9 protein-coding genes and 2 tRNA genes are annotated in these 12,623 nt (G+C 54.1%); all 11 read right to left on the bottom strand.

What is annotated here, in order from left to right; genetic code table 11:
- Positions 1 to 120: 120 nt before the first annotated feature.
- Positions 121 to 207, bottom strand: a tRNA-Leu gene (locus ACN0VL_RS03990).
- Between the two features lie 23 nt (positions 208 to 230).
- Positions 231 to 304, bottom strand: a tRNA-Cys gene (locus ACN0VL_RS03985).
- Positions 305 to 537: 233 nt separating this feature from the next.
- A complete protein-coding gene (pgsA, locus tag ACN0VL_RS03980) occupies positions 538 to 1,086 on the bottom strand; it encodes a CDP-diacylglycerol--glycerol-3-phosphate 3-phosphatidyltransferase (RefSeq protein ID WP_417614830.1) in 549 nt (182 codons plus the stop codon).
- Positions 1,087 to 1,133: 47 nt separating this feature from the next.
- Positions 1,134 to 2,963 (bottom strand): excinuclease ABC subunit UvrC, encoded by a 1,830-nt coding sequence (gene uvrC / locus ACN0VL_RS03975; RefSeq protein WP_417614829.1) that lies wholly within the window; start codon positions 2,961 to 2,963, stop codon positions 1,134 to 1,136.
- A gap of 6 nt (positions 2,964 to 2,969) precedes the next feature.
- Entirely contained in the window at positions 2,970 to 3,611 is a 642-nt protein-coding gene (uvrY, locus tag ACN0VL_RS03970; protein WP_417614828.1) for a UvrY/SirA/GacA family response regulator transcription factor, read from the bottom strand.
- A gap of 202 nt (positions 3,612 to 3,813) precedes the next feature.
- On the bottom strand, positions 3,814 to 5,712 hold the full coding sequence (locus tag ACN0VL_RS03965; protein ID WP_417614827.1) for a SurA N-terminal domain-containing protein: 1,899 nt from the start codon (positions 5,710 to 5,712) through the stop codon (positions 3,814 to 3,816).
- A gap of 116 nt (positions 5,713 to 5,828) precedes the next feature.
- Positions 5,829 to 6,101, bottom strand: a complete 273-nt coding sequence (gene hupB / locus ACN0VL_RS03960) for a nucleoid-associated protein HU-beta (protein WP_188629896.1) — start codon at positions 6,099 to 6,101, stop codon at positions 5,829 to 5,831.
- 215 nt (positions 6,102 to 6,316) lie between these two features.
- Complete coding sequence (lon, locus tag ACN0VL_RS03955) at positions 6,317 to 8,668, bottom strand: endopeptidase La (RefSeq protein ID WP_417614826.1); 2,352 nt, start codon at positions 8,666 to 8,668, stop codon at positions 6,317 to 6,319.
- Positions 8,669 to 8,869: 201 nt separating this feature from the next.
- Positions 8,870 to 10,150 carry an ATP-dependent protease ATP-binding subunit ClpX gene (gene clpX, locus ACN0VL_RS03950; RefSeq protein ID WP_417614825.1) on the bottom strand — a complete coding sequence of 427 codons (1,281 nt, stop codon included), beginning with the start codon at positions 10,148 to 10,150 and terminating at the stop codon, positions 8,870 to 8,872.
- A gap of 82 nt (positions 10,151 to 10,232) precedes the next feature.
- The gene (gene clpP, locus ACN0VL_RS03945) at positions 10,233 to 10,835 is read right to left on the bottom strand and encodes an ATP-dependent Clp endopeptidase proteolytic subunit ClpP (RefSeq protein WP_417614824.1); all 603 of its coding nucleotides are present in this window, start codon (positions 10,833 to 10,835) and stop codon (positions 10,233 to 10,235) included.
- 109 nt (positions 10,836 to 10,944) lie between these two features.
- Entirely contained in the window at positions 10,945 to 12,255 is a 1,311-nt protein-coding gene (gene tig, locus ACN0VL_RS03940; protein ID WP_417614823.1) for a trigger factor, read from the bottom strand.
- Positions 12,256 to 12,623 lie beyond the last annotated feature (368 nt).

Genomic DNA, 12,623 nt, shown 5'->3' with positions numbered 1-12,623 from the left:
AAGAAAATAGATCTGCTATTTAATCTGTTTGGTATCATTCGTTTGGTAGGCATGCTCAGATTTATCGGATGACAGAAACAAAAAAGCCACTCACGGAGTGAGTGGCTTTTTTGTTTCATATGGTGCCCGGAGCCGGAATTGAACCGGCACGCCCTTGCGAGCGAGGGATTTTAAATCCCTTGTGTCTACCGATTTCACCATCCGGGCAGTAGACTTGCTTGTCACAAAATTGGAGGCGCGTTCCGGAGTCGAACCGGACTAAACGGATTTGCAATCCGCTGCATAACCGCTTTGCTAACGCGCCGCATGAGCTGTGTTACTCAGTTGCTAGGCATTTTAATGATCGCTGCGCTTAGGTCAACTCTAATCTATTCTTTTTGGTTTGTTCGAGCATTTTTTATCCGCAAGTGCTTGTTTTTGTATATTAAACATACTTTTACACCGGTGGGAGACCTAATATGCATGACTAAAGGCGGCGTGAATAATGCCTGCAGATTCGCAGGTTACGGCCACCCCCCACTATTTACACCCCACGGCTTACGCTGAGCGAGTCAAGTCTCCCCAGGCGGCTTTCAAGTAATCGTATGCCGAATACAGGGTCAAGCCGGTGGCCACGTACAGTAAAAAATAGCTGCCCCAAATCATGTACAGGCTCTGCTGCCAGATCAGGCCGATAAGCGCCAGCATCTGGATAGTGGTTTTCCACTTGCCAATCCAGCTGACCGCCACCTGAGAGCGCTGGCCAATTTCAGCCATCCACTCGCGCAGGGCCGAAATAATAATTTCCCGCCCTATCATGATCAGGGCGGGGATGGTCACCAGCGGACTGCTGTAGTCTTCCACTATGATGATCAGCGCCGCCGCCACCATCACCTTGTCGGCGACCGGATCGAGAAAGGCACCAAAGGGCGTGTTCTGCTTTAGCTTGCGCGCCAGAAAGCCATCGAGCCAATCGGTCACCGCAGCCAGGGTAAACACAGCCGCGGCCCACATATACGCCCCTTCCATTTGTACATAAAACAGCACAATAAAAACGGGGATCAGCAGTAATCGAAAGAAAGTAAGAGAATTAGGTATATTTATCATTATTTTTAGACCATTAGATGATGCCGCTACATGGTGCATGATGCCGCTTAGTGATGCAATGCATCGTGAATTTTTTCTGCCAGTGACAGGCTGATCCCCGGCACCTTGGCCAGTTCATCCACACTGGCGCGTTTGACTTCCTGAATACCGCCCAGGTATTTCAACAGTGCCTGCCGCCGTTTGGCGCCCACGCCGGGAATGGTTTCCAGCGTGCTGGTGGTGCGCACCTTGCCTCGTTGCGCCCGGTGGCCGGTAATGGCAAAACGGTGCGACTCGTCACGTATATGCTGAATCAGGTGTAATGCCGGCAAGTCCGCCGGTAAATGCCGCTCTTCGTGACTGCCGCCCATGATCAGGGTCTCCAGCCCGGCCTTGCGCGTGACCCCCTTGGCCACCCCGATGAGCAGCGGCTGGCGTGGGCTGTCGGCCAGCTCGCGGGCTATCACTTCTTCGGCTCGTGCCAACTGGCCCAAGCCCCCATCGATAAACAGAATGTCCGGTAGCTTGTCGATATCGGCTTGATGAAAACGTCGGCTCAAGGCTTGTTCCATGGCCGCATAATCATCCCCCGGGGTAATACCCGTGATGTTAAAGCGCCGGTATTCACTTTTGTTGGGGCCTTCCTGATTAAACACCACGCAAGAAGCCACGGTTTTTTCCCCCATGGTATGGGAGATATCAAAACATTCCATGCGGTTAATCGGTGGGCAGGCCAGCACTTCTTCCAACTGTAGCAAGCGTTGTCGTTGCGTGCTCTTGTGCGCCAGACGACTGGCCAGTGCGGTTTCTGCATTGGTAGTGGCCAGCTTGATAAAGCGTGCCCGCTCGGATCGGGTCCGGCTGCGCAACTTGATACGGCGGCCATAATGCTGGCTCAGGGTGTCGCTTAACACGGCTTCGTCAGACAGGGTGTAGTCGAGCAAGATTTCCGCCGGCGCTTCGCGGCCCCCTATGCCGGCCAGGTAAAACTGCAGCACAAAACTTTGCAGTATTTCTTCGCCGTCGGTATCCGGCGGCATTTTAGGAAAATAACTGCGACTGCCCAGCACCTTGCCCTGGCGAATAAACAGCACCTGTACACAGGCCTGGCTGGGTGACAGAGCCAGCCCGATCACGTCCAGATCATCCAGCACATTGCCGCTCACAAACTGCTGCTCCTGGACCCGGCGCAGGGCCTGTAACTGGTCGCGATATTTGGCGGCGTCCTCAAAGCGCAGCTCGGTGCTGGCCAGATCCATGCTGTTGGCCAGGTCTTGCAGCACCTGCTGGTTTTTACCCTGCAGGAACAAGCGTGCCAGTTGCAGCTGATGGTTATATTCTTCATCGCTGACCAGACCGCTCACACAAGGGCCGGCACAGCGTTTGATCTGGTAGAGCAGGCAAGGCCGAGAGCGGTTGGCATACACGCTGTCTTCGCACTGGCGCACCGGAAACAGCTTTTGCATCAGGTGCAGGCTTTCACGCACCGCCGCCCCGTTGGGGTAAGGCCCGAAGTATTCGCCCTTCTTCTTGCGGGCCCCCCGGTGCAGGCCAATACGCGGATGGCGATGGTCACTGATAATAATATAGGGGTAGGATTTATCGTCACGCAGCAGCACGTTGTAACGCGGCAGATGCTGTTTGATCAGGTTGTGTTCCAGGATCAGGGCTTCGGTCTCGGTATGGGTCACCGTGACTTGTACATCATGAATGTGCCGCACCAGGGCACGGGTCTTCTCGCCACTCACCTGAGTACGAAAATAAGAAGATAACCGCTTTTTCAGATTTTTGGCTTTACCGACATAAATAATCACCCCGGCGTCATCAAACATCAGATACACGCCGGGTTGCTCGGTGACGACCTTTAAAAAAGCCTGGGCATCAAAAGAGTGGCTCATCACTGGTTATATTTTTTCTGCATCCAGCATGCCATAACGAATGGCAAGGTGAGTCAGCTCGACGTCACCATTAATATCCAGCTTGCTGAATAAACGATAACGATAGCTGTTTACAGTTTTAGGACTCAGACTTAACTGCTCGGAAATGTCGGTCACTCGCTGACCCTTGGTAATCATCAGCATGATTTGCAGTTCTCGTTCGGATAACTGCTTGAACGGGTTTTCATCGTTGGAAAACTGACTCAGCGCCATGCGCTGGGCAATTTCGGGTGAAATATAACGCTGGCCACTGTGCACCAGACGAATGGCATTAATCATTTCTTCCGGTCCCGCGCCCTTGGTCAGATAACCACAGGCTCCTGCCTGCATCACCTTGGTAGGAAACGGGTTTTCGGTATGAATGGTCAGGACGATTATTTTTATATCCGGATTAAAACGCAATATCTTGCGCGTGGCTTCCAAGCCACCTATCCCCGGCATATTCATGTCCATTAATACCACATCGGGATGCTGCTCACGACACCACTGCACGGCGTCTTCGCCACTTTTGGCTTCGCCCAGCACCTTCATTCCCTTGACGTCTTCTAGTATGCGTCGGATCCCTGTACGCACTAACTCATGGTCATCAACCAGGAATACGTTTATCAAAAGATGCTCTCCGACTTCGTTAACCTGCTTATCATATAACACTTACCCTATGGATAGCATCATAACCAAGATGCCATTGAAAAGGAAACGTCCACCAGGATAAGCGCTTAATCTTTATTATCCAATCCGTTAGATATTGGCAATAAATACCTTCCATAGCCATTAAAAAAGGCGCCGCAGCGCCTTTTTTATTTAAGCAATATCAGAAGTTATCATCAATAGATGGTAATTTTTGATATTTAATGCTGGCCGCAGCCTTGAGTGCCAATAACAGGCTTTCGTATTCACGCTGCCCCTGCAGGGCGGCCTGACTTTGCTGGATCTGGGGCAGCAACTCGGAGCTGTCTTGCGGTGTGGTCACCGCGTTCAGCTTTAACACCGCCTGGCTACCATCGGCCAGGGCCAGGGTGTGCAGGCTGGAAGACTCCCCTTCCGGTGCCGCCATGGCAAACAAGGCCGTCAGCACCGCAGGATCCTGCTCACTGTCACGGGTGATGCCCTTGAGCTCGGTTATGGTCAAGCCGTGCTCTGCCAGCCAGGCACCCTGCTCGCCGGCGGCCCAGGCTTGCTGCAGCTCGCTGGCAGCCTGAGCTGCGACTTCACGGGCTTTTGCCGCCAGCGCCAGTTCGCGCGCCTGTTCACTCACTTCGGCAAACTCGCGCACCGCAGCCGCTCTGTGCTCGGTCACATGGATCACCACCGCCTTGTTATCACCCAGCTCAATCACTTCCGAGTTCATGGCCTGGTCCCGTAGCTCTCCGGAAAAAGCCGGCGTAAGCACGCGGGGGTCATTGATGGCGGCGGGGGCATCTTGCGCCGAGAAGTAGTCGGTAGACACTATCGTCAGGCCCAGCTCGTCGGCGGCAACGTCCAGCGAGTCCGGAAACTCGAACGCCAGCTCGGCCAACCGCTGCTCCTGCTCATAAAATGCATTGGCGGCCTGCTCTTGTTTCAGATGAGCGGCAATGGCATCGCGCACTTCGGCCAGTGGCTTGGTTTTGGCGTCACGCTTGTCCAGCAAGGTGATCAGGTGAAAGCCAAACTCGCTTTCAACCACGGGGGAAATCTCGCCGGTCTCGTTCAGGGCAAATGCCGCTGCATCGAAGGCGGGATCCAGGGTACCCTGCTCCATCCAGTCCAGCTCGCCACCGTTAGCGCCGGAGAACACATCATCCGATTCGGCCTGAGCCAGCTCGGCAAACGACTCACCTGCAGCTATGCGTTCACGAATGGCTTGCAGCTTGTCGGCTGCCCCTTCGCTCTTGTTCAGCATGATGTGCGCCACCTGCCGTTGCTCTGGCTGGCTGTAGGCGCTCAGGTTGGCCTGGTATTGTGCTTCAATGGCGGCTTCATCCACCTGGGCCGCCGTCAGGCTACTGGCATCCAGCAGCAGATAGTTGACCTTAACCTGCTCCGGACGCTGAAACTGTTCGGGGTGCTGCTGATAATAGTCCTTGGCTTCTTCCTCGCTCAGACTCACGCTGGTGTTAAAGTTGGCCAGCGGCAAGCGCACCAGTTCACCATCCCGTTGCTGGCGGCTTAAACGGTCCAGCAGGCCCGCTTCGGCTTCCAGGGTAAAAGCGGAGCCGATGACGGCATTTAGCAACAGCTGGCGGCTCAGATCCTGGCGTATGTTGTCCCGCAGCTGTTCGGCACTGATGCCACTTCGGGCCAGCAGTTGCTGATAGCGATCGTTGCTGAATTTGTTATCTTGCTGAAACTCGGGCAGGGCACGAATGGCGTTACGCACCTGCTCGTCACTGGCGTATAAGTTCAGCTCTTGTACCTTCTGATCGATCAGGCGCTGCTCTATGAGCTGCTCCAGTACCGAGCGGCGAAGCTGCTCTACGTATAAAGGATCACCCAGCAATTCACTGAACTGGGGGCCGAGCTGGCTTTCCAGCCGGGCACGCTCGTTACGATAGGCATTTTCCAGTTCCTGGGCACTGATTTCATCGCCGTTCACCTCGGCGGCAATTTCGACCTTGGGTTGAGTGACGTAACTGCCCACCCCGGCGAGGGCAAAAGATAAAATAATTAATACCAGGATGACTTTAGAAACGGTGCCCTGGGCGCCCGCTCTGAGTTTGTCAAAAAACATAATTTGTCTTTACTCCCACTAGAGGGGTGTGTCGTCGTAATCGAAAAAAAAGCGCACCTAGTTGATGCGCCTTTCGAGTCATGGCTTAGCGGACCAGGAGCCCGGCAGCAGAAGTATTAGTTAACCGCATCTTTCAGGGTTTTACCGGCTTTAAAGCCAGGTGTTTTGGCGGCAGCAATCTCGATGGCAGCACCGGTTTGCGGGTTACGGCCGGTACGAGCTGCACGCTCGCGCACAGAAAAGGTACCAAAACCCACCAGAGAGACCTGCTCGCCTTCTTTCAGCGTTTCGGTAATGGATTCAACAAAGGCATCCAAGGCACGGCCAGCAGCTGCTTTGGTGATGTCGGCGCCGTCGGCGATCTTGTCGATCAGTTGAGATTTGTTCACAGTCATTCCCCTTGTCGTTGATACGTTGCTTTAGTGAAGCAACCCTTCGATATTGTTATTGATTAATGGATGGCAAGGTCTCAATACAAGACCCCTGCCCTCAGGCTAACCACCGATGCCATCCATGTCGCAAGCGTAGCCGGATAATTTTACCCAAGGCTACTGCGACTCAGGGCTGCTGACAAGTCAGAACCATGAGTTAAGACGAAAAAAGCTTATGCCGGTACCGCAGAAAAGCCTTCTGGTGGCTGTTCCAGTGCCAACTCCAGTACTTCTTCTATCCAGCGCACCGGATGAATCTCCAGATCCTGGGTAATGTTGGCCGGAATCTCTTCCAGATCACGCTCGTTTTCTTTCGGGATCAGCACCCGCTTGATACCACCACGACGCGCCGCCAGCAGTTTTTCTTTCAAACCACCGATGGGCAATACTTCGCCGCGCAGGGTGATCTCGCCGGTCATGGCTACATCGGCCCGCACCGGGTTACCGGTCAGGCTGGACACCAATGCCGTACACATGGCCACACCAGCACTCGGACCGTCTTTCGGGGTTGCCCCTTCCGGCACGTGCACATGGATATCCCGCTTCTCGTGGAAGTCGCTGTTAATGCGCCACTTGTCGGCACGAGAGCGTACCACTGTCATGGCCGCCTGCACCGACTCTTTCATCACGTCACCCAAAGAACCGGTATACGCCAGTTTACCTTTGCCGGGCACGTTCGCCACCTCTATGGTGAGCAGCTCGCCCCCCACTTCGGTCCACGCCAGACCGGTCACCTGGCCTATCTGGTTATGCTCTTCAGCTCTGCCGTAGTCAAAGCGCTGCACACCCAGATATTTTTTCAGGTTCTCCTGATTGATCACCACCTGCTTGATGTCTTTATTCAGCAGGATTTCCTTCACCGCCTTGCGGCACAGCTTGGAAATCTCCCGCTCCAGGCTACGTACGCCAGCCTCGCGGGTATGGTAACGAATGATGCCGATAATCGCCGAGTCTTCCACCACTATTTCGCTTTCTTTCAGACCGTTACGGCTGATTTGCTTGGACAGCAGGTGGTTTTTGGCAATGTTGAGCTTTTCATCTTCGGTGTAACCCGACAAGCGGATGACTTCCATCCGGTCCAGCAAGGGGCCCGGAATGTGCATGGAGTTGGACGTGGCCACGAACATCACGTCCGACAAGTCATAGTCCACTTCCAGATAGTGATCGTTAAAGCTGTGGTTCTGCTCCGGGTCCAGCACCTCGAGCAGTGCAGAAGCGGGATCGCCACGCATGTCGGACGCCATCTTGTCGATTTCATCGAGCAGGAACAGGGGGTTGCGTACTCCCACCTTGGCCATTTTCTGGATCAGTTTGCCCGGCATGGAGCCAATATAGGTACGGCGGTGACCGCGAATTTCCGCTTCATCTCGTACGCCGCCCAGCGCCATGCGCACATATTTACGCCCCGTGGCCTTGGCAATCGACTGTCCCAGCGAGGTTTTACCCACACCCGGTGGACCCACCAGGCACAAGATAGGCCCTTTCAGCTTGTTGGTCCGGCTTTGTACGGCCAGATACTCTATGATGCGCTCTTTGACCTTTTCCAGGCCATAGTGATCGGCATCCAGGGTCTCTTCCGCCTTGGCCAGATCCTTTTTCACCTTGGACTTTTTCTTCCAGGGCACCGATATCATCCAGTCGATGTAGCCGCGTACTACAGTGGCTTCCGCCGACATGGGCGACATCATTTTCAGCTTGGCCAGCTCGGCGTCGGTTTTTTGCCGGGCTTCTTCGGTCATGCCGGCGTCTTCAATCTTCTGCAGCAGTGCTTCAAATTCATCGGGCACGTCGTCCATCTCGCCCAGCTCTTTCTGAATCGCTTTCATTTGCTCGTTGAGATAGTACTCGCGCTGGCTTTTTTCCATCTGCTTTTTAACGCGGGCACGAATACGACGCTCAACCTGCAGCACGTCGATTTCCGACTCCATCAGGGCCATCAGATATTCGAGGCGCTCGCCAACCTGTACCACTTCCAGCACCTTCTGCTTGTCTTCCAGCTTCAGGGGCATGTGGGCGGCCATGGTGTCGGCCAGGCGAGCAGCATCTTCAATCGCCGACAGCGAGGTGAGTACCTCGGGCGGGATCTTCTTGTTGAGTTTGATGTAGTTTTCAAACTGGGTGATGGCCGAGCGAACCAGGACTTCCTGCTCACGCTCGTCCAGCGCCTCGGTTTCCAGGTACTGGGCTTCGGCAACGAAGTAGCCGTCTTCTTCGCGCAGGTTCCCCATGCGCGCCCGCTGGCCCCCCTCGACCAATACCTTGACGGTACCGTCGGGCAGTTTCAGCAGCTGCAGTATGTTGGCAACGGTGCCGACCTGATAGAGATCGTCAGCCACCGGATCGTCGGTGCCTGCTTCTTTCTGGGCGATCAGCAATACTTTTTTGTCCTGGTCCATGGCTGCTTCTAAACAGCGAATGGACTTTTCCCGTCCCACAAACAGTGGAATTACCATATGAGGGTATACCACCACGTCACGGAGAGGCAGAACGGGGGTATCGATGCGTTCGGAACGCTCTAGGGTCATAGTGTCCTCTCAGCTTGAATGCAATGTAATAGCGCTGAGCAGTATATGGGGGCGAGATCGGAAGATTCAATCGCTGAGCACACAAAAACAGAAAAAGGGGCATAAAGCCCCTTTTAACTGGTCAAAAATGACGCATTAACGAGTTCGGACCCGCAAAATTTCTTTTTTGGATCCGAGGGTTATCAGGCGTCAGACAGACAATCAGTCACCCGATGCGGCTTGGTTTTCCCCTTTCTGATAAATCAGTAACGGGGTCGACTCGCCCTTGATGACGGTTTCATCTACCACAACTTTGGCCACGTCCGCTTGCGTCGGCAAGTCGTACATGGTGTCCAGCAAGACCGCTTCTACAATGGAGCGCAAGCCACGAGCACCGGTTTTGCGTTCCATGGCCTTGTGGGCAATGGCACGCAAGGCGTCGTCACGAAACTCCAGTTCAACGTCTTCCAACGCGAACAGGGCACCATACTGTTTGGTGAGCGCATTTTTCGGCTCGGACAGTATTTGCACCAGAGCCGACTCATCCAGCTCGGTCAGGGTAGCCACCACGGGCAAACGACCGATAAACTCGGGGATCAGACCGTATTTCACCAGGTCTTCCGGCTCCACCTGAGTAAAGATCTGGCTCAAGGAAGCCCCGCTGTCTTTCGACTTCACATCGGCACCAAAGCCAATGCCGGTTCCCTTGTCCATACGCTGCTCAATGACCTTGTCGAGCCCGGCAAAAGCGCCGCCACAGATAAAGAGTATTTTGGAGGTGTCTACCTGCAAAAACTCCTGCTGTGGGTGCTTGCGTCCGCCCTGGGGCGGTACCGAGGCTACCGTGCCTTCAATCAGCTTCAGCAGCGCCTGCTGCACCCCTTCACCCGAGACATCACGGGTAATGGAAGGGTTGTCGGACTTGCGGGAAATCTTGTCGATTTCATCGATATAGACAATGCCTCGCTGGGCTTTTTCTACATCGTAGTCACATTTTTGCAGCAGCTTCTGGATGATGTTTTCAACGTCTTCCCCCACATAACCGGCTTCGGTCAGTGTGGTGGCATCGGCCATGGTGAAAGGCACATCCAGCAAGCGGGCCAGGGTTTCTGCCAGCAGCGTTTTACCACAGCCCGTCGGACCAATCAGCAGTATGTTGGACTTGCCCAGCTCAACACCTTCTGTGGTACCGGCATTGCGCAACCGCTTGTAGTGGTTGTACACGGCCACCGCCAGCACTTTTTTCGCATGATCCTGACCAATGACATAGTCATCCAGATTGGCGCGAATTTCGTGTGGCGTCGGTAACGCATCACCCTCAACCTTGGGCGAAATGTCTTTGATTTCTTCCCGAATGATGTCTTCGCACAGCTCGACACATTCGTCACAAATGTAGACGGAAGGGCCGGCAATGAGCTTGCGCACTTCGTGTTGGCTTTTACCACAAAAAGAACAGTACAGCAGCTTGCCGCCGTCCCCTTCGCCCTTGCGTTTTTCTGTCATTCAGTCACCTCATATGCGTACAGGCTGAGGAGTGCCTTACTCACTCTGTATAAAGAGTGTACAGCACCCCACCCCGCTTTGCTCAACCGCGCTTGAACAGCACCTCGTCGACCAGGCCGTATTCTTTGGCTTGTTCGGCAGACATGAAGTTGTCACGATCGGTATCACGTTCAATTATCGACAGTTCCTGGCCGGTATGTTTGGCCAGCAGACGATTGAGCTTTTCTTTAATGTAGAGAATTTCTTTGGCGTGAATTTGAATATCCGACGCCTGGCCCTGGAAACCGCCCAGAGGCTGATGGATCATCACCCGGCTGTTAGGCAGCACAAAGCGCTTGCCTTCCGCGCCACCCGCCAGCAGGAAGGCGCCCATGGAGCAAGCTTGTCCCATGCACACAGTGCTGACGTTCGGCTTGATAAACTGCATGGTGTCGTAAATCGACATGCCGGCGGTGACGGAGCCACCCGGTGAGTTGATATACAAATATATATCTTTTTCCGGGTTTTCTGACTCCAGGAACAGCAGCTGGGCACAGATCAGGTTGGCCATGTGATCTTCTACCTGGCCGGTCAGAAAAATGACTCGCTCTTTCAGCAGGCGAGAGTAGATATCATAAGAACGCTCACCCTTGGCAGTTTGCTCCACCACCATGGGAATGAGGGCAGCCAAGGGCCCGCTCGTCATCGAATCATGCATATTTGACATAAGATATTGTCCCTAAAACAAAATGGCCCGAGTGCACTTACACTAGGGCCATTATACGCAAGAGCTTAACGCCTAAGTCAACTGCTTATTAAGCACCAACCCCTGGCTTGTTCATTAGTTCGTCAAAGCTAACCTGCTTGTCGGTTACCTGAGCCTGGCTCAGTACGAACTCGATAGCCTGATCTTCGATGGCCAGGTTGCGAACATTCTCCAGCAGCTCCGGGTTGTCGTTGTAATAAGCGACAACTTCGGACGGATCTTCGTAGGCAGAAGACATGGAAGCGATGATTTCCTGAACCTTGGCATCATCCGCCTTGATTTCATTCTGCTTGATCACTTCACCCAGCAGCAGACCCACGCGTACTCGACGCTCGGCCTGTTCCTGGAACAGCTCGGCTGGCAGTTGCGGTGCATTGGCCTGATCCATGCCACCAAAGCGCTGCAGCGCCTGCTTGCGCAGGGTCTCGATTTCGTTGTCGATCAGTGACTTTGGCACGTCAACCGGATTTTGCTCCAGCAGACCGTCAATCACCTGCTCTTTAACAGAGGCTTTCAGGGCCTGGGCCAGTTCGCGCTCCATGTTCTTGCGCACTTCGGCTTTCAGACCGTCAACGCTGCCATCGGCAATACCGAAACGCTGTACGAACTCTTCGGTCAGCTCAGGCAGTTGCTGGGCTTCAACCTTGGTCACGGCAACGGCGAACTGGGCCGGCTTGCCTTTCAGGTTTTCGGCGTGATAGTCCTCGGGGAAGTTCACTTCCAGAGTAAAGTCGTCGCCTACTTTCTTGCCCATCAGACCGTCTTCGAAGCCCGGGATCATACGACCCGAGCCCAATACCAGTACGAAGTCTTCGGCCGCGCCGCCTTCAAACTCTTCGCCGTCTACCGAGCCCACGAAGTTCATGGTTACGCGGTCGTCGGTGGTGGCTTCACGCTCAACTTCAATCCAGTCGGCGTGCTGCTTGCGCAGGGTTTCGATCATCTGATCCAGATCGGCGTCCTGCACTTCGGCTTGTGGTTTTTCTACGCTAACGGCGTCCAGACCTTTCACTTCCACTTCTGGATACACTTCGAAGGTGGCGGTAAAGGTAAAGTCCTGGCCGGCTTTCAACGCGCTGGGCTCCAGGGTTGGCATACCGGCCGGGTTCAGCTTTTCGCTGATCACGGCTTCAAAAAAGTTGCGCTGCATCAGGTCGCCGGCCACATCTTCTGCTACCGAGGCACCAAACATTTTCTTGATAACGGTCAGCGGCGCTTTGCCCGGACGGAAACCGTCGATACGGCGAGTCTTGGCCAGTTGACGCAGACGGCTGTTTACTTCGCCGTCTACCTTGTCGGCAGGTACGGTTATGGTCAGGCGGCGCTCCAGGCCTTGAGTCGTTTCTACTGAAACTTGCATTCTTCTACCTCAATTATCTTCAGCACCTTGGTGCTGACCTGTGATTGATTTAAAACAGCCTGGGCTGCTTCCTTGAATCTTGATGAAGACAGTGTGTTTTCACAACAGTGCTGTCTTCCCGGCAAATTAGACGCGGCATTATAACGAGGCATAGTTGCAGCGTCGAGCATCACTGTGGCTCAGGTTAAGCTATATGAGGATGAATTCATGTTTTTCAACAAAAAACCGTCATAAAGTTATTTTTTGCCGAGTGAACGTGAGGAGCTGGTGCCAAACACCGTCCCTGCAGATGTGGGTATTACTCCTCACGCCTTCCCTCTTACTTCTCACTGACAAAAAGGGCATGCCACTGCATGCCCTTGACCCAC

It is taken from the genome of Oceanisphaera sp., assembly GCF_048268965.1.
Taxonomy (GTDB): Bacteria; Pseudomonadota; Gammaproteobacteria; order Enterobacterales; family Aeromonadaceae; genus Oceanimonas.
This window is presented reverse-complemented; position numbering and strand designations above follow the sequence as displayed.